The 19,041-nt window shown below is 53.6% G+C and carries 11 protein-coding genes; 6 read left to right on the forward strand and 5 right to left on the reverse strand.

Annotated elements, in window-relative coordinates:
• Nucleotides 1-14: 14 nt before the first annotated feature.
• The 4 genes from ACYVJM_RS10730 to ACYVJM_RS10745 all read right to left on the reverse strand — a co-directional run bounded on the left by ACYVJM_RS10730 (nt 15) and on the right by ACYVJM_RS10745 (nt 11,981).
• Nucleotides 15-1,091 (reverse strand): aldo/keto reductase, encoded by a 1,077-nt coding sequence (locus tag ACYVJM_RS10730; RefSeq protein WP_461148220.1) that lies wholly within the window; start codon nt 1,089-1,091, stop codon nt 15-17.
• A gap of 114 nt (nt 1,092-1,205) precedes the next feature.
• Nucleotides 1,206-2,360 (reverse strand): BamA/TamA family outer membrane protein, encoded by a 1,155-nt coding sequence (locus ACYVJM_RS10735; RefSeq protein WP_461148221.1) that lies wholly within the window; start codon nt 2,358-2,360, stop codon nt 1,206-1,208.
• A gap of 204 nt (nt 2,361-2,564) precedes the next feature.
• A complete protein-coding gene (gene sov / locus ACYVJM_RS10740) occupies nt 2,565-10,190 on the reverse strand; it encodes a T9SS outer membrane translocon Sov/SprA (RefSeq protein ID WP_461148222.1) in 7,626 nt (2,541 codons plus the stop codon).
• 264 nt (nt 10,191-10,454) lie between these two features.
• Nucleotides 10,455-11,981, reverse strand: coding sequence for a cellulose synthase family protein (locus ACYVJM_RS10745; RefSeq protein WP_461148223.1), 1,527 nt, complete (start codon nt 11,979-11,981; stop codon nt 10,455-10,457).
• A gap of 202 nt (nt 11,982-12,183) precedes the next feature.
• Between ACYVJM_RS10745 and ACYVJM_RS10750 the strand changes: the two genes are divergently transcribed.
• The 3 genes from ACYVJM_RS10750 (at nt 12,184) to ACYVJM_RS10760 (ending at nt 14,735) form a co-directional block, all read left to right on the forward strand.
• Nucleotides 12,184-12,984: a Rossmann-like and DUF2520 domain-containing protein gene (locus ACYVJM_RS10750; protein WP_461148224.1), complete on the forward strand. Its 801-nt coding sequence runs from the start codon at nt 12,184-12,186 to the stop codon at nt 12,982-12,984.
• Nucleotides 12,985-13,135: 151 nt separating this feature from the next.
• On the forward strand, nt 13,136-13,645 hold the full coding sequence (locus ACYVJM_RS10755) for a hypothetical protein (protein WP_461148225.1): 510 nt from the start codon (nt 13,136-13,138) through the stop codon (nt 13,643-13,645).
• 64 nt (nt 13,646-13,709) lie between these two features.
• The gene (locus ACYVJM_RS10760; RefSeq protein WP_461148226.1) at nt 13,710-14,735 is read left to right on the forward strand and encodes a WD40/YVTN/BNR-like repeat-containing protein; all 1,026 of its coding nucleotides are present in this window, start codon (nt 13,710-13,712) and stop codon (nt 14,733-14,735) included.
• 88 nt (nt 14,736-14,823) lie between these two features.
• Here ACYVJM_RS10760 and ACYVJM_RS10765 read toward each other — a convergent pair whose 3' ends face one another.
• On the reverse strand, nt 14,824-15,810 hold the full coding sequence (locus tag ACYVJM_RS10765; RefSeq protein WP_461148227.1) for an aldo/keto reductase: 987 nt from the start codon (nt 15,808-15,810) through the stop codon (nt 14,824-14,826).
• 165 nt (nt 15,811-15,975) lie between these two features.
• Here ACYVJM_RS10765 and ACYVJM_RS10770 point away from each other — a divergent pair, with 165 nt between their 5' ends.
• From ACYVJM_RS10770 to ACYVJM_RS10780, 3 genes are all read left to right on the forward strand, one after another.
• The gene (locus tag ACYVJM_RS10770) at nt 15,976-17,049 is read left to right on the forward strand and encodes a M48 family metalloprotease (RefSeq protein WP_461148228.1); all 1,074 of its coding nucleotides are present in this window, start codon (nt 15,976-15,978) and stop codon (nt 17,047-17,049) included.
• An 889-nt stretch (nt 17,050-17,938) separates the two neighbouring features.
• On the forward strand, nt 17,939-18,391 hold the full coding sequence (locus tag ACYVJM_RS10775) for a LytR/AlgR family response regulator transcription factor (protein ID WP_461148229.1): 453 nt from the start codon (nt 17,939-17,941) through the stop codon (nt 18,389-18,391).
• 136 nt (nt 18,392-18,527) lie between these two features.
• Complete coding sequence (locus ACYVJM_RS10780; RefSeq protein ID WP_461148230.1) at nt 18,528-19,025, forward strand: hypothetical protein; 498 nt, start codon at nt 18,528-18,530, stop codon at nt 19,023-19,025.
• Nucleotides 19,026-19,041: the final 16 nt, after the last annotated feature.

Below are 19,041 nucleotides of genomic sequence, written 5' to 3' on the forward strand. Positions count from 1 at the left end.
TCACTGATAGTCAACTATTTGGCAGCTACCGTCGATTGGTTCGGTGAGAAATTAGCTGCCCCCAGTCGGTCGTTCCCCTGCCGCTCGATCATCCATTGCGGATACGGCTTCGGCGTAGCACTAACTTCGTCGAGTTGCTGAAGCTGCTCCGTCGTTAAGCGTATGTCAACGGCTTTGATGTTATCCAGCAGCTGATCGGTGTTTTTAGCCCCGATAATGACACTCGTAACGCCCGCTTTTGCCAGCACCCAGGCCAGCGCAATCCGGGCTACCGACACCCCCGCTCCATCTTCGCGGTGCGCTTCGGCAATGGACTGCATCACTTCAATAATGTCGTAGGCACGTTCCTGATTGACGGGCAGGAAGTCGAAGTTGAGCCGCCGTGACCCATCCTCCGGTTTGTTGTTTCGCGTGTATTTACCGGACAGAAAACCACCCGCCAGCGGACTCCAGGGCAAAATCGCCATCTGCTGATCCTGCACCATTGGTACAATCTCATTTTCAAGATCGCGACCGGCAATGGAGTAGTAATTCTGCGTGGAAATAAATTTCGTCCAGCCGTACTTCTCGGCAATACCGTTGGCTTTCATAACCTGCCAGGCCGCCAGATTGGAACAGCCAACGTAGCGTACCTTGCCGCTTCGCACCACATCTTCCAGCCCGCGCATAGTCTCTTCGAGGGGTGTAATTGGGTCAAACCCGTGAATCTGGTACAGGTCGACATGGTCCATTTGCAGGCGTTTGAGGCTATCCTCTATCTGCTGCATAATTTGCAAGCGGCCAAGGCCCACCTGATTTTTGCCTTCACCCATACGGCCCCGCACTTTGGTGGCAATTACGAGTTCATGGCGCGACAGGCCGAGCGATTTGATCGACTGCCCCAGCAACCGTTCCGATTCACCGAAGGAGTATACATTAGCGGTATCGATAAAGTTAACGCCGTTATCAACAGCCGTTTTTACGATGTCGTTGACGGCATCCTGCTGGAGTTCGCCCATGGCTTTCCAGTAGCCATTACCGCCAAAAGTCATGGTGCCGAGGCAAATTTCGGAGACGAGTACACCGGTATTGCCAAGTTGGTTGTATTTCATGAGGTTTATTTGTTTGCTTACATCAACCGGCAACATCCCGGAATGTTAATAGCCCGGCATAGCCTGTAACCCAACGAGACGAAAATAGCCCCCTGCTGGCTCCCGTTAGCGGAATCAAAAAGCTTCGCCCAGTGAAAAGTAGATACCGGTACCTTCACGCGTGATGCCGAGATCGGCGCGAAGGTACACGTCTTTCTTCTGGAAAAACAGGAATCGAACTCCTCCCCCAACCGCCCAGCGTACCCGGTTGAACTGCACCTGACTAACCGTTGGCGCAACGGTGCCGATACCGCCAAACAAGGTGCCGCCCCAGCGTCGGCTAAAAGCGAAAGGCAGCCAGCGTAGTTCAGCCTGCGCGGCCAGCAGATTTTTATCGCGGTATCGGCCGAGGTAGTAGCCCCGCATGGTATTTTCGCCCCCCAGCAGAGCCAGACTATTGAACGGCACATTCCCGTTAATAAACATGCCCGTTGCCTGTAGCGCCAGTATCCGGTTACGATTTCCCAGCGGCCGGTAAAGCCGCCCGTCGAACACCATACGCTGAAACCCGAAGTCCCGGGTTTGCAGCGTATTTCGCAGGACAGCCATTTCCAGAAAAGCACCCTTCCGCACGTTCAGGATGTTTTTTCGATTGTCATAAACCAATGTAACCCCTAGTTCCAGCGTTGTTGACCCGCGCCCACCCAACGGCAAGTCAACAGCAGCCAGATCGTTGTTTTCAAATGAAACACCCTGTAAGCTCTGAAAGTCAACCTCCGGTCCGGCATAGAGGTTTTCAATCACTTTTCGCAGTGCCCGCTGTCGAAACTGTATATAACTGGAATTCACCAGGGATGGTCTAGCTCGTTGGGACTCGGGACCTATGCCGTAGTACAACAGTGGAAATTGCTGATACCGAGCCCGGCCCAGCAGGTAATACGTGTTTTTGTCGGTGTACACCGCATTTTCGAGCTGAACACCAAACTGCCCCCGCAACGTCACGAAACTGTACAGGACGATTTCGCTCAATCGGTTTACCAGCGTGTCGTCTTTGGCGTAATACAAAGAAAAGGCACGTACCCCAATTTCCAGGCTGGTTTCGGGAGAATAACCAGCCGCCGGAAAAACCAACACCCGCGACGAAGCTGCCGACGAGGTATCGTTCAGGGTTTGGTAAATAAACCGGCCTAGTCCGCGCTGGGCAAATTTTGGTATTGACTCCTGGGCCAACACAGGATATACGACAAAAAAAATACCTATCAGGCAACCTGCCACTCGTTTTCCTGCCACGTTTCCATCCCCCTATCGTTTGCCCATGGCTTTCGCCTGAGGAGAGCATTAAACGTCACCATTTTAAGACAGGACGTTTAAAGCTCCTCTCAGGCGAAAGCCATGGTTTACCAGAAAACCAATACGGGAAAAATGTGTTCTAAAGAGCCCGGCTTACTACGTCGGCGGCATTTTTCAGGGTATAAACGGTCTGACGAACCGGCTTTACTCGGCCAGATTAAACTTCACCTGGATACCGCCCGATGTGGTAGCGCGCCGGAAGGAGTTCGATACGAGCGGATCGTTGAACGTACGGTCGAAGTAGAAGTTGAAGTTCAACCGGCGGTTAACGATGTAGCTGATCTGCGGGCGAAGCTGGAAGTTGACGTTGCCAGCCGTAATGATTTGCTCAGCATCCAGTTTCCGCTGAATGGCCCGCGTATCGCGCAGGGTCAGGTTACAGGAGAAGGTCAGGTCGTTCTTCAATCGCTTGACGGCCCCGTTTATCAGGAACGGGATGCGTACATTCTGCCGGGTGAAGCCCACCGAAGCCGTCAGGTCCTTATTGCTCAGTTCGGCCACCTGCGAATTCGACAGATTCAGGGCTACATCGCGGCTCTGGTTGTACTCCAGCCGCCCGCTGATGCGGCTTTTCGTCTGAAACTGTACCCCAATCAGAGGCTGAAATTTCTCCGACATGGTGATGGTACTCATTGCAAACACCGGCACATACTGCCCTAACTGGTTGATGGCTGCGGCCATTGGGTAGCCCTGCACGGCCAGGTTGACATAAGCGGCCGTATAGTCCAGGTTCGAGATGAAGTTCCCAACGCTGTAGGTCGACGAATAGCTGTGGTTGATGGTAAACGCACTGAACTGCTTCCGGATAATGCCCAGCCCCGACAGACCATTGTAGGCAACTGTCCAGTTTGGCAAGGGGAAATTATAGAACGGCGACAGTTGAGCTTTATCAACGGGCTGTCCGCTGTAAGCCGCAAAGAAGGCGGGAATCAGCACATCCTGCGAAGTTTTGGTATATTCTCCTTTTACCACACCTTCCGCATTGGCTTTAGTCAACTTCTCAACAAAAAATTCACGGTAACTCTCAAACCGGTCAAAAATGGGTGATGTGTTATCACCCCGCAATCCTTCAAAGGCAGTCCGGAACGACCAGAACGACATACTGAACTGCCCGTTACGAACCGGCGAGAACGTCTCGAACGAACCTCCCTGCGCCCCCGGCCGGAAGTATTCCTGATACGCATCCGTTCGGTCCAGCCGCCAGTTGATCTGCATCCTGAAATCTTTGAAGGGCTCCAGCGTCGTATTGGCGGTAAACTTTCGGGTAATGTTTTGCTGGAAGGCCGTATTGAGTACCGTACTGGGCGAGAGCCACCCTTTATCGGCCGCTCTGTAGGCGATGTTCGGGTCCTGATTACCCAGCACAAACCCAAGCCCCGGCGCATTCTCGGAACTGACGCCAAACAGTTTCGGCGTTGGCAAAAATCCCGGCAGAATCGTGGACTCCTGCTGCGTGTACGAGAAGTTGATCCCCCGAACCGTTAGCAATGCCCGCGTAAAGTTTTTCAGCACCGTGTTTTCACTCCGGACAATGTCCTCAATGTCGCCGGGGTTACGGGCGAAATTCTTGCGAATGGGCGACGGGGTGTTTGCGAAACGCAGATACCGGATTTTGTTATACAATCGAATCAGATCGACCCGTCCGGTAATGCCCCGCTCGCGGTTGTTACGGATAACATTGCCAAAGGGTACACCCAGCGAATCGACCACGCCATAGGAGTTGGCCTGAAACTGGTACCCAACGCCGTAGATGGCATCGGCGGCAATCCAGTCGAGCAGCGGGATTTTGTCCAGCGGCAATCGATATGTGGCCCGAATGTCCTGCACGAAGTTTTTCATCCGTCCGAGGTTCTTCAGGCTGGTCAGGATGGAGTCCCGCTTGGCCTGGGTGTTAATATCGCCCGCGGGTTCGTCAATGATAGCGTTGGCCTGCGCATGGTAGGTCAGTACCAGGCTGCGCGTGAGGTTCCAGGTGAGGTCGTAATACCGGTTGAAAAGGAAATATTTTTCGTACTGCGGCACAATGCCATTGGTTGTCAGGTCCGAAGAACGTAGCTGCGTCTTAATGAAACTCCGGTCCAGATCGGTGCGAATCGACACCAGCGAAGGCAGCAGCGTCAGGTTAAAATCCTTGAGCCAGCGCAGGTACGGAGCCTCGAAAGACGCCTTGTTGCGGAATGGTTCAAACGCTTTCGGCTGACCGCTGTAGGTGTAGGCAATGCCCCCGCGCGTCTGCTGCTGGAGGTACTCCTGGGTCAGAATATTGGTCCGTTTCGCATCAGTAAAGGCGTATGTGAACGCAAAGTTCTCGAAGTCCCAGAAGTGCGATTTGGCATTCGGGTTGGTCTTTACCTTCCTGACATTCGAGAAATTGTATCCCCGGCGGGTTGTGTTATCCTGCACCAGTTGACGGTAGCTGTCCCGGTCCGATTCTGCCTTTGTCGACAGCGACGTTTGCAGGGGCGTATCGGGGTCCAGCGGATCAAAGTGCGGGTCCACGTTGCGGTGGTCGTAGTTCACGTAGAGCGGGATACGAAGTCCCCAGCTGGCAGGCAGGAACTTATCGACGGCCAGCGCCGACGAGAAGCCAAATTCCGTTGTTGTTTCGAGTGCCCGCTCGCCAATGCGCGTCTGCACTCCGCCGAACCCAAAGGTCGTGATTCGGCCGGAGGCTGTCAGTGTACCAATGTCGGCCAGTTTCATGTTCAGCGACCCGATGGCGGCCATACCTGCGTGCTGGTCGTACCCATAGGCCCGTAGTTCATCTACCCAGACCGTAAAGGATTTGGGCCGCTCGCCGTCCCCTTCTTTTTTAGGGTTGCGAACGCCAATCATAATCGACTGCACCGAGCTTAAATCCGGACTACCCACTACGGTTAGTATGTACCGGTTATTCGCTGATCGTTCCGAGTACGGGAGCGAAGTTCGGCGGGTGTAGAGACGGTTTCGATTGGCTTTCAGATTGATCAGTTCTTCCAGCGCCAGATCCAGTTCATTCGCACTCGGCCAGACTATTTCAGGATCCTGATTGCCGGACGGAGTAGCCACCAGATCGGGAATTTCGATTTCGTAGTAGTTGTCCGTATAATCCGTTCCTACCCGAATAAAGGTAGACACCTGTCCGCTTTCTTTGTCCGGGTTATGCATGTGCACGAACATTTTGAGCCGCTCCCGGAACAGCAGGTTCAAATTAGTATTCCGGAACGCCCCGCGCGAATCGCCATCCCGCAGGTTGGTTACGCTCAGGCGCATGGACTGTTCGTTGAGTTCAACGACGTTCGGCTGGGTATAATCCCGGTCACGAATGTAGCCCGGCGGCACTTTGTAAACGTATTTGTCGCCCCCTTGTGCGCTTGTCTGGGTGCTGCTATTTTCTTCTACGTTAACCGTCGACACCGTGAAGTTGGCATCGTACGGTTCGGGCACTTCCTGCAAGCCACGCTGGGTCAGGTCGCCGGTATACTTACGGTACTGGTTGGCTTCCATCTGCAACTCAGCGAAACGCAGCACGACGGGTTCGGCAAAATCCGTTAGGTACATCCGCATGAAACGCATCGACTTAAAGCCGTTAATGCTGCCCACTTTACGGAGCGGCTCACGAATCGGAATGCGGAACTGGTACCAGGTGACAACGCCCCCCGGTGCTCCTTTTGTCGGCACCGATACCTTATCGACAATGTATTTAGAAGAACCCACTTCCAGCTTACCGGGCCGCAGGTCTATCTCATACTCATAATAGGCTTCATTGTCGTTGACGGTATTATCGATGTTCAGGTCTTCAATATCGGGTAGTGTCGATGATGCGGGGGTCAGAAACTGGTTGGTACTGGTGTTTTCGGGGGAGTTATTCTCCATACCCATAAACCACTTGTACCGCGCCACAATGTATTTCTGCCGATCAGCTTCTTCGCCCAGATAAAATTTAAAATCATCGCCGGAGGGGTCCTGCTGAATCTCCGACAGCACTGCCGGGTCGGTCACGCGTGTTTGAATGGCCCGTAGATAGTTCTGGAAGAACTGCTGTTCGGACGTCACCCCGTTCGGAATAGTAGGCTGGCTGCTTAAGCCGTCCAGACCAATATCCTGCCGGTCGCGGACGCCACTCTGAAACGCATTCGTAACGAACTGCTGCGTGGGCGCTTTCCCCCAGCTGGTAGTCTGAATGCCTCCTATTCTGGGATTGTTGGCCGTATCGGCACTGGCCGGAAAACCATTCTCGAACTCGTACCGGCCGTCTTTAATAACATCTTCCGAAATGTCGCCGAGGTTAAAGACCAGCTTCCCCCCCGTGGTGTTATTGCCATTCTTGGCATCATCGCTGCTGCCCCGTACTTTACCAGCCTCACCGGGTACGAAGGGGTCCATCAGCCAGAACGTTACGTTCTCAATGTTGGCGTTATCGAAATCAATGTCCGATGCAATGGCCCGCGTGACAGCCCCGAAGTTCTGCCTTGGGTTCGGCAGTCTACCGGCCGCATCCAGGTTGGTGTTGTAATTGTACATTCCCCGCTCGGACGGGAAGTACGAAACGTCTAGGATACTTTCCGGCAACTGAACCACCCGCGCCGATCGACCCGGAAATAAATCCTGCGGCAGGAAAGGGCGCTCATAAACGTGGCCGTTTACGTCGTCCAGATCAATATTCGAGGCTACACCCAGCGTACCCGTCGAGCCAAAAATACTGGGGTCGACGGTGTACACCGACATACGGGCGCGGTTGTAGGCAAACGGCAGTGGGTCGGCAAAGGAGCCCTGCGGAAACTGCTGGGGAGTAGCCCCCAATCGCCAGCGGGTGGGCTGACGGGTCAGATCGAAGATGGTACGGGCCGCTTCAAAATCGTCCAGGTAACTTTCGTTCCGCGCCTTTGGGTTCGTACCGGGAAACAGCTGAGCCACTTCGGCATTGAGCTGAATGGCCGACGGTTCTTTTGTCTGTACGCCCGGCAAGGCATCGAGCAGGCGCGTCAGGCCGGGTGCATCTTTGCGGATGTTGGCATTAACGCCCAGAATGGTGTTGTTGACGGGCTCATTGCCAAGCGCCACACGGGTCAGAAAACCGGCGGGTGTCTCTTTCATGTGCATCGCCGTCAGCCCGATGCTAACGTCTCGGTTGATGGCGTAATCCAGCCGGGTACCGATCAGGGTTCGAATCTGGTTCTGGAACAGGTCAGGCTGCTCATAGCTGATGCGAATTTCGCGGCCTGAGTTTGTTACACTTTCATTAATGATCCGTAACCGGCCTATCTGCGCTTCGAGTACGTAATCCTGACCGGCTACCAGCGGCACACCACCCGCCGTTACTGTTACCGACTGCTCGTTGACGCCATACGGTAACTGCACTTCGGCACCATTTCCCGACTGGAAAGAACCTTTCAGAAAAAACTTGTTCTTTTCCGCAATCTGCTGGGCATCGGTCTGGGTGGTTCGGTACAGCTGGTCAAATACGTACTTGGACCGTAAGGTTGCGTCATTGCCCAGCTTGTTCGCCAGGTAAGCGCCAAACGGCTCCAGCGTCGGGAAGATGATCTTCCCATACCGGCTGTCGATGGTGATATTCTCGACATAATCGAAGTTTCCGTCGGGTTGGGCGTCCAGCTGCTGGTTGAGCCGGTCCATGCCAAAAACCTGTACCAGCGGTATATTCTGAATCGGCCCTTCCTGGAGGTTCGGGTTGTCGATACCCGTTAAGTCGTCTTTATAGATGACCCGCAACTGGAATCCCTGTCGGGTAATTTGCGCCGTATTGAGGGAGTAGATGTTTTTCATCATCAGGTTCCACATCGGCAACTGGAGGTTGTTCCGGAGCGTAGCCGACTTCAGCAGTTTCAGCACCAGTACCTCATCGTCCCGCCGGGCCTGATAATCTTCCGTCAGTTCGCCCACTTTATAGCGTCGGCCCTGGTAGGTATACTCATAGGCAACGGCCAGAATCTCGTCGTTGCGGAGGGGCGTTACCAGCGAGATATACCCCAGTTCGGGCTGGAGTTTGTACTCGCGGTCGGTCAGGCGTTTGGCGCCCCGCAGCAGATCGTAGTCCGTTCCTTTGTTGAGTGCGTAGGTGCCCGTTAAAATCTCATTTGCCCGGTCTACCTGACGAAATGGGTTGGCGGTGTTAGCCGTCAGCCGGTTGTACAGGCTGTTGGCCGCGTTATCGGTTGGAGTTCGGTTACTGCGCGAAAAGGGCGGCAGGTTCGGATTGTTCTGTGCGTAAGGATTGCCATCACCCAAATCCTGAAAACCAGCGATATTCCGCAGGGATTCGGTAGTATTCGTTCGGTTCGTCACGTATACTTCTACGCGCGTCACGTTCACCCCGGAGGTTACCTGGGGCAACGTCTTTAACGACGATTCGTAGTTGGCCCGGAAAAACTGCGACAGAAAAAAGTGGCGGTTTTCGTCGTACTGATCGGCCCGGATCTCAAACGGTCGGTTCGACGTTCCGCCCCGCAGCACGATCTCGTTCTTCCGCGACCGCTGTTGCGAGGCCACCAGTGTGGCATTCAGCTTACCAAACCGCAACTGGGTTTTTATACCGAATAGGTTCTGAACGCCCGGAATCAACTGGCTGTTGACCGCCCAGCTGATGTTACCTACTTCCAGCCCTTGCAGGATGCTTTCGTTTTGGGGTACAAAATTGGGCATCGACCCGTTCATGCCCGGCATCCCGGGCAAGTTAGGCGTACCGGGCAGGTTGGGTGTACCCGGCAGGTTGGGAACACCGGGCAGATTAGGCATTCCCGGCAGGCCTTGTCCGGTCCCCAACGCAGGTAAACCACCGCCCGGCCGATAATTAAGTTTGAGGGCGTTCTCGAAGTTAAAGCTGGCTTTGGTGTCGAAATTGGCCAGTACGCCCAGCTTTTCGCCAATCTTGCCATTGAAATTTATACTGATCTGCTCATTGAACAGAAAATTACCATTCCGGCGCTGCCGAACGGGAAGAACCGGATTGTCGATGAATTGATACAGATACCCGAAATCGAGGGTCACAAAGCCATTGGGCTTGAAGTCGACCTGACTACCACCGAAAAGCCGGTCGATAACGGGCGGCAGTTCGAGTTTAGGCACCAGTCCCCGGCCGCTCAGCGCACTTTGCCCATCGCGTTTGGCGCTGTACTCACGCCATATATTTTGTTCTACCCGCTGATTCTGAATCTGGTTGTAAGTAGAGAACGGAATTGTTTCGCTGGGTCGATACGGCAGCCCAAATTGGGAAGGCGGCAGAATAGCCCCCTGCACAGCGGTACCCACAACCGGCGCGGAGCTGGTAGCGGTGTTGCTCATGGGTGCGCCGGACAGGGATACCCCCGACCGTACACGTTCGGTAACGGCAATGTTGCCATCGGGTCCTAATCGAAAATCGGTGGCAACACCTTTGGGGTCGCGAAGAATAAACGGTGATTTGGATGATCGCTCCGAAAACCGCGTGGCGCGTCGGTCGGGCCAGTTAACGGTTGGTCGCCGGTTGGCACTTCGTAACGAACGGATACTGTCATTACGCTCCTGAAGCGCCTGTTTTACGGAGTCGGCGCGTATAATAGCCCGACGGCGTGCGTTGGCGCGTGCCGAATCGGCTGCGGCCTGTTGCCGTCGATTAGTTGCCCCGCGTCGGGCGGGGGTAGTGGCGGGTTGTTCCTGTGCTAAGCTCACACCCAGTCCTACAAGCAACCAGCATCCCATCATAAGCCACCCGTTCGGAACAAACAGGAGCCTGGTGACAGCGGGAATTAAGTGGCTAACGACAGACGTGTGAACAAAGTAAGGGTTCACCATTGAGGGTACTTTATAGTTCAGAATTGGTAGCGTATGGGACTTTCTTCTATCAAACGGCCAAAATTGGCCCAATCGTCTAATTGAATGCCAGATTTTTTATATAGCGGTTTTCTTTCGGTATAGCATATGTATATAGCAAAAGTAGGCATTAAGCGATTGGTATACGAATAAGTGTCACGACGATTTGAAATATTTTTCGTTCGTGAAGCACTCCGTACCTGTCGCTTAATGCCCTACAATTACTAGGCCAGACTGTAAAAAGAGTTAATGAGATTCCTTAACCACTACACTGGTCAAGGGCAATATACGTACTGGTGATGAGCGCCTTACGGCTTGAATAAGCGAATAAATTGTAACCATACCGAAACCCACCATCAGCATGATATGCAGAAAAAACATCCGGAAATCCTGAAGGTAAATAGCCAGCCCTAAGCCAAAAAAGAAGTATAAAGCCAGGAATCCCTCAGCAACAGTTAACCAGCTGATCCGGCGACTAATGTATTTGTTGGCGGCCCAGCTATCGGCAGCCGTCTTTACATTGAACTTGGGCGTCCGGACAAAAGGTGTTTTGCGGCCCATGTACCCTTCAATCACCGCAATGGTGTTGTGCAGTGACAAGCCCATCATCAGGGATGAATACATGGGAAAGTACCACGCCAGCCGGGCTTTGTTCGCACCTTTCAAGAACCATACAGGTATACCGTAAAAAGTAATTAATATCAGCAGGTTGAACTGAAACAGGTTGATCACAACGAACACCCACTCCCACTCCGGGTGCTGGCTGCGAATGTAAATGAGGGGCACACTCATAACCCCCAGAATCAGCACCAGAATAAAGGTGGCACTGCTGAAGAGGTGAAAAAATGCGTGCAGCTTCATCGACAGGGAGACACCCGGCGTTTTCAGGACGTTGACAAAGAGCTTTCGGGCGCATTCGGCAGCCCCTTTCATCCAACGGTATTGCTGCGACTTGAGGGCATTCATGGCCACAGGCAGCTCGGCGGGCGAACCCACATCTTCCCGGTACACGAACTTCCAGCCCCGCAGTTGCGCCCGATAGCTCAGGTCCAGATCTTCCGTCAGGGTATCGCTTTGCCAGCCGCCGGCATCAGCTATGGCTATTTTGCGCCAGACCCCGCCGGTACCGTTGAAGTTAGCCAGTAGTCCGGCGGCATAGCGTCCGCTTTGCTCGACCGTGAAATGGGCATTCAGCCCGAACGCCTGCAATTGCGTAATCAGCGAAAAGTCTTCGTTCAGGTGCTCCCAGCGGGTTTGCACAATCGCTACTTTCGGATCGGCAAAGTGCGGCACCGTTTTTAGCAGAAAATCAGGATCCGGTACAAAATCGGCGTCGAAAATAGCGACAAACTCCCCTTTTGCCAGGGTGAGCCCGTAGGCGAGGGCCCCGGCTTTAAACCCTTTGCGCTCCGGCCGACGGATGTGCTCGATATCGAATCCCTGCTGTTTGTATTCGGCCACTTTTCGGGCTACGATGGCGACAGTTTCATCCGTCGAGTCGTCCAGCACCTGAATATCAAGCTTCTCTTTTGGATATTTGAGCAGCACAACGGCATCGATCAACCGCTCAACGACGTACAGTTCATTATAAACAGGTAATTGAACCGTTAGCCGGGGCAGCGTTTCCGGCGAGTAATTGACCGGCAACTGAGCCATTGCCCGACGCTTCTTTTCTGAACGCAAATAAATGATTATCAGACTTAATTGACCACAGTTATATACGAACAACAGGAGTAATGCCATTGCGTATAGTATCAGGACCAGAATTTCCATATTGACGAAGACGAGACGATAGTTTCATGTGCCACTAATCTAATAATTCAGTAGACTAAGCTAATGAGTAACTGGATAAGCACCCAAATGGTTAGCAAATGGAAGCCTTAGTTAGGCTGTGTGACGGCATCTGTTCACTAAAATTCCGGGAAGGCGTTTGGTGGTCAGGCTCAGAATCAAGTAAAATAGCCTATACTTGAACATGGAAATTTCGTTTATCGGTGCCGGTAATCTTGCCTGGCACCTTGCTCCGGCGCTCGAAAATGCGGGCCACCACATCAATGAGGTCTATAGCCGACAGTTGCAGCACGCCCGCCAGCTGGTCAGTAATTTATATGACGCCCGCACCCATTCGGAGTTGAACTTCGCCGATAGCCCATCGAAATTATTCATCCTGGCCATCCCCGACGATGCCCTCGAACCGGTCTGTTCGCAACTGGTTCTACCGGAAGATGCCATTCTTGTGCATACCGCCGGTGCCCGTACACTGGCCTCGCTGGAACAGTGGATGGCTATTTACAGTGATGTGCCCGTTCAGACCGGCGTTTTTTATCCGCTTCAGACGTTCAGCAAAGGGCAGTCGTTCATGGTGTTCGACGAAATTCCACTCTGCATCGAATCGAGCGACAGCCTAACGGAGGAAACGTTGGTTCAATTGGGTCAGGACATTAGCGATATTGTTTACATCATCACCTCCGAAGAACGCCGGACGCTGCACGTTGCGGCTGTTTTTGCCTGTAACTTCACCAACCATCTGCTCACCCTCGCTCACGACCTTACTGTTCAGGATGGGCTGGACTTCGACCTGCTGCGGCCTATTATCGGCGAAACCTTTCGGAAAGGGCTGGCCGCTCCCGACCCCGCTGATGTACAGACCGGCCCCGCCCGCCGTGGTGATCTGACCACCCTGGAAACTCATTTGACCTATCTAAGCAGTCAGCCAAAACTCTATGAAATTTACCAGCTGCTCACACAAAGTATTCAGCATCAGTACCGCCAGTAATTGACCGGAAATTTTCGCTGATCTTCAAGTTGGCTGTCTACCATAGAGCTGTCAAAAGCCAACACGAAAAGGTTACACTATCCCCTGCAAGCGTTTTTAAAGGGTTTTCGCTGTATTTTAAGTACCTTCGTGCGTCTCAATCGCATTTACTGTGAAGACCTATCAGTATTTAAGAAGTGGTATTCTGGAAGCGTATCTGTTAGGCTCAGCGACAGATGAAGAAAAGGAAGAAGTAGAGAAACTTCTGACTACCGATGCGGATGTGCTGGCTGAATTAAACGAACTGGAAGCCAGTATGGAAGACTACTTCCTGCGGAATGCCGTGCCTCCCCCACCCGGTATCCGGGAGGCCGTTGAGTTGCGCATCAGCCAGACGGAAGTAAAAAAGTGGGAAGAACCGGCTCACACCTACACGGAGCCCAAGTCGACTGAATCCCGGTCAACGGAACCTTCTTATGTACACGTTGAGGTAGATAACACGCACATTCGGGTGCATAAGTACTGGCGTACCGCCTTTATCGCCATTTTCATCCTGTCGAAAGTGTTTTTGATTCTTGGTCTTTATTATTACTTCAAAGCGTCCAGCCAGGCCGATGAAATTGACCGGCTGAAAACCCAGCTACCGCAAACCAGTCCCCTTTCCCGCCCGGCAACACCCTGACCAGCCAGTTGGATGGATTGGCTTTCGCCGGTATTTTCACCATTTTGCCGCCAATACATTCCCGATGAAATACATACTCTTGAGTGTCGTCTTCAGTTTTTTATTAACGCTGCCCGCATTCTCGCAGTGGCAACCGCAATCTGTTGGTACCGATGCCAGCTTTCGGGCGGTTAGTGTGGCCAGCCCGGATGTGGCCTGGATGGGCGGCACGAAAGGCACGTTTGTTCGAACCGCCGACGGGGGTAAAACGTGGCAAACCGGCACCGTTCCCGATGCCCAAACCTGCGACTTTCGGGATGTCCAGGCCGTCGATGCCCAAACGGCTTACCTCATGAGCGCCGGGCCCGCCGAGCAGGGACAGGCCCGTATCTATAAAACGACCGATGCCGGGCTTCACTGGACTCTCCTTTACCAAACCCAGCAGAAAGGTGTGTTTTTTGACGGCATCGACTTCTGGGACGCCCAGCATGGCATTGTCTTCAGCGACCCCATCGATGGCAAATGGTTCATACTAACCACCGACGACGGAGGCCAAAACTGGCAACCGGTGTCATCGTCGGCTTTACCGCTAATGGAACCCAACGAAGCCGCCTTTGCGGCCAGTGGTACCAGCCTCGTAGTGCAGGGCAAGCGAACTGTCTGGATCGCATCGGGTGGTGGCACGTTCGGGCGGGTTTTCCGATCCAGCGACCGGGGGCGTACCTGGACGGTGAGCAACACCCCGCTCCCGGCGGGCGAAGCCACAGGCCTGTTCGGTATGCGCTTTTTCACGAATAAAATCGGCGTTGTTGTTGGCGGCAACTACAAGATGGAACAGTTACCCGGCGCGAACGCAGCCATTACGCGCGATGGCGGGCAAACCTGGCAGTTACTCACCCCCACCGACCCGCCCGGCCTGAAAGAAGCCATTGCCCTGCTCCCCGGCGACCGGCTGCTCACGGTAGGGCCTTCCGGCACGAGCCTTTCTGCCGATCAGGGCCAGACCTGGCAACGACTCGACACCGATGGCTTTCATTCGGTGGCTTGCGCCAAAGGTACCTGTTACGCCGTCGGGGCTAAAGGTAAAGTGGCGGTGCAGCGGTTTAAGTAATGGGCGAAGTAATAGGTGTACCAGCGTGCTGTGGTGTCAGGTCTCAGGACCTGACACCACAGCACGCTGGTGAATACGGACTAATGAATTAATTCCGATCCACAAACTTGTAGTTCGCTTCGTTGTAGCGGTCGCCGGTGTTGGGGTAGGTTGCCAGCAGGGTTTCGAGGGCGGCACTGTCGTGGGGCGTTAGTTCAACATCCACAGCTCCGGCATTATCAAGCAGGTATTTTCTGCGTTTGGTACCAGGAATAGGAATGATGTTGTCGCCCTGCGCCAGCACCCAGGCCAGTGCCAGCTGAGCGGGCGTACAGCCTTTGTTCTCCGCGATTTCGGCAAAGCCCTGCGCCAGACTTTTGTTGTTTTCTTCGTACTCCTTCTGATACCGGGGCAAGGTTTTCCGGAAATCAGTAGCCGACAACTCATTCACGTCCAGTGCGTTGGTTATCAGACCCCGCGCCAGCGGGCTAAACGGCACGAACGATATACTCAAGTCCTTACAAAGCGGCAGAATTTCGGTTTCAACCTCCCGTGTGAGCAGCGAATACTCACTTTGAAGGGCTGAAATAGGATGCACCGTGTTGGCCCGGCGGATGGAGTTTGCCGACGCTTCGGACAACCCAAGGTACCGCACTTTACCCTCTTTCACCAGGTCGGCCATAGCCCCAACCATATCTTCTACGGGCACGTTGGGGTCAATCCGGTGGGCGTAATACAGGTCGATTACGTCTGTTCGGAGTCGTTTCAGGCTGGCTTCCACGGCTATTTTCACGTAAGCCGGTGACCCATCGAACTCCGTCAGTTTCCCGTTCGCATCGGCGCGAAAGCCGAATTTGGTGGCAATGAAGATCTTGTCACGGTTCGGGACCAGCACTCTTGACACCAGTTCTTCATTCTTCCCATTGGCGTAGGCATCGGCGGTATCCCAGAAGTTGATACCTAAGTCGAGGGCTTTTTCAAGAGTGGCAATGGATTCTTCATCATTTGGTTCACCATAGGCGTGGTTCATGCCCATGCAACCCAGCCCGATAGCCGATAGCTCAACGGCTGTATTGCCAAGTTTTCTGTATTTCATAATCTGCGGGTTTTACACGCAAGTTCGTCAAATACCCGCACCGACTAACGCTCGTCAGACACCTTTCCGGCTACTATTCCACAAAACTTTCTCATCGTGAGCCTAAAATAGCGACCTCTCCTTCTTCGTTATTCTGCCGTGTTGAACGATTAACCCCACCCGGTTATGCCTGTGAATGCGGCTCTAGCGTTATCCTCTGTTTTTCTGACAACGGCCCTTGCCGTTCCCTTGTTTGCCCAAACGCCCACTCCCCTGCCGTTTGCATCCGGCGCCTTCATCTGCAGCTATACAGGCGGCAAAGTGAGTCCAGACGTTATCTGCACCCCTACCGCCACCTCAACCCGCCACGCCGAGAATGTCGTTGACCGAATCCTGAAACCCATCGGCCTGATGCGGAACTTCAAAGTCATCGAATGTTCCAATACCGACAACTGCTTTGCCACGGTTCTGAAAGGCCAGCGGTTCATTGTCTATGATGCCGCGTTCATGCAGCAGATCGAAGAGGAAACCGAAACCGACTGGTCGGCGATTAGCATCATGGCGCACGAGATCGGGCACCATTTGCAGGGCCACACCATCGACGGCCGGGGCGGACAGCCAATAAAAGAAATTGAAGCCGATAAATTTTCGGGTTTTGTGCTTCACCAGCTGGGGGCGTCGCTGGAAGACGCCACCGTGGCCGTCAGGGCGCTGGGCGATGAACATGCGACCTCAACGCACCCGGCCAAACCGGCCCGCATTGAGGCCATTCGGAAAGGGTGGCTGGAAGCGGAAGCCATGTACCCTAAAAGCCGAACGGCCATAAAAACCCCGACGGCGATGGTGCCCAAACCTATCAATACGCCACCGGGCAGCGTAGCCGCAACTCGGCCGGTCGTTACACCCGCCAAAGCACCGAGCCAGCCAACCGGCAATCGGGCAATGGTGGGCTGTGTGTCAGGCGATTGTGAGGATGGAACGGGCGTATTCGTCTACCCAACCCGTGAGCGTTACGCGGGCGAGTTCGAAGAAGGGGACAAACACGGAGAAGGAATAGAATATTATGCCGACGGCAAGGTAAAATACAAAGGCAGTTTCCGCGACAACCTCCGTTCCGATTACGGCGTCTATTACTACCGAAACGGCGATAAATACGCAGGCTGGTTTAAGGGTAACGTACCCAACGGCAAAGGCACCTACTATTTCGCCGACGGCGACAAGGTCGAAGCAACCTTTAAAAACGGTCAGCCTGTTCAGTAGAGTCCGGACGGGCTGACTCGTATGCCTTTAGAGAATCCGTATAGCATCAATGGCGTGTTTCATAAGACCGAATGCAACTAATTCCATTTGACAGGTAGTAAAAACGTGTTGTTTCATCATACCCTCCCACCTGAGACCGAGTAACGTGCACGGTTCAATAGTACGACAGATTTTCTACAGAATTAAGCACCAACTTTGTCAGGCTTAGGTAGCGGATTGCCTTAACTTTGCTAGGCGCTCGCTGCTATTCACCAAGTGTTTCCTGCTAACGAAATGACCCTCAAAAGGACAGATTGCTCACTTGACACGCCTGGCCAGCTAGATAACCAGCCCACCCATCTGAGGAGCGTTTTTTTCCATCGGGTGGCCGATTCCAAAGTTCAACGCTTCTGCGTTTACCGAGCGTTCTCAGCTATCAATACCCCTTTTGACAAATCGGACCCTTCGGTGCACCGTTCACCCATGGTAAAGGGTCTTCTTGCCCACGGCCAATGCTCGAGTACTTCGTACCGGCCTGTTGCTGTGCACACAACCTTACTAAGGGCCATACGAGCCCGTTATCTGCCCAATCCGGGTCTTTTCCGGCACCTCCCGCTGGCCTAGCCCGGTCTGCGCCTACTCCTGTTTTTCGGTCAAAGACGGCAGAGCTCCCTAGTGGTCATCAGACCTGAACAGGGGGCTGACTCAACTGCAGCCCGCGGGTTGAAGGGGTGTCTGTTGTTGCACCACAACGCGCTGGCTTTCGGCTTCCATTGGGTCGGAGCGTACCCACTTTCCGCCGTACCGGACAGGCAGCCCCTCTGCTCGGGTTACCTGTCTTTCAGAGACTAAGCTTACGATTTGTTCCACCGCACAGCCGCCTTGGGGGTTGATGCACTCAATGTACACGATGAAACCCATAACACTCGACCAGGGTCTTTTAGCCTTTCCCGGTTACCGCATACCGCAACCCGTGACCCAAATTCCCTGGCTGGAAGGCCAGGGCAACTATACCCGTATCCATCTAAGCGGGCAGAAGACGCCCTTGATGGTCAGCCAAACCCTGAAAGCGTTTGATCGACAGCTTCCTGCGTTTCTGCGGGCTAACCGGGGGGCCTTGATTAACCCCGCTTATGTGCGGGCCGTAACCTGGATCAACTCAAAGCAGATGACCTTAACGCTGCTCGATGGGCAGCTAATCCGGGTGGCTCGCCGTCGGATCGAGGAAATGACCATCAAACTGGCTCTTTACGCTGAAAAGCCCACTGCTGGCCTTAGCCGAGTAAGGCCGGGGTCAATCAGGCGGAGCAGCACAGGGGACAGGAAATCGCTGACTAAAACAAATCTGGGTTCAGCCGGGTAGGGCAAGAGCGCTTTGGCCAGAACCCTACGGTAGCCAACTTGGTTACCAAGGCTGGCTAAACCCGCTGGCTAAAAGGGACCTGAATAAGAGTAGCCTCTAATAAGGCAAGGTTCTGTTGAAGACGATCGTGCTAAAAATGACCGCTCAAGAAGATGTGTTAACCTACGGCGTAAGACCGTTCGCTACAGTCCTGATTTGCTTGCTGCTCCATGCGCTGAGTGTGAGCCTGCCGGCCAGTCTCCTGCTGGCGGATGGAACAGCGCTTCCACGAGTTACGGAATTGCCGCTCACTCTTCAGGAGAGCCTACGGCAAGTTTACGAGGCTTTTATAAACCTGACTGTACATGGCTACTGGCTACCCTACACCATTCCGATACTGGTGATTTATGTAACAGCACCCTTCTTCAAAAAACGGCATTCGGTTTTCTTCTTTATCCTGTTTTGTACGGGGATATGGGCGTTGACGGGAGGTGGGCTCAATGGAGTATTGAATGGATTAGCGAACATGGATTGGGTGAAATGGCCCACCGCCACGAATTGGTGTACTGCCCCGGGCTTTGGGCTTGTGGGGTTGGTGTACAGCCTGCTCTATTGGGAATGGTATATTAAGCGACCACCGGAGAATCACCTTTGATACGCATGAATCGGAT

Source organism: Spirosoma pulveris, assembly GCF_054781875.1.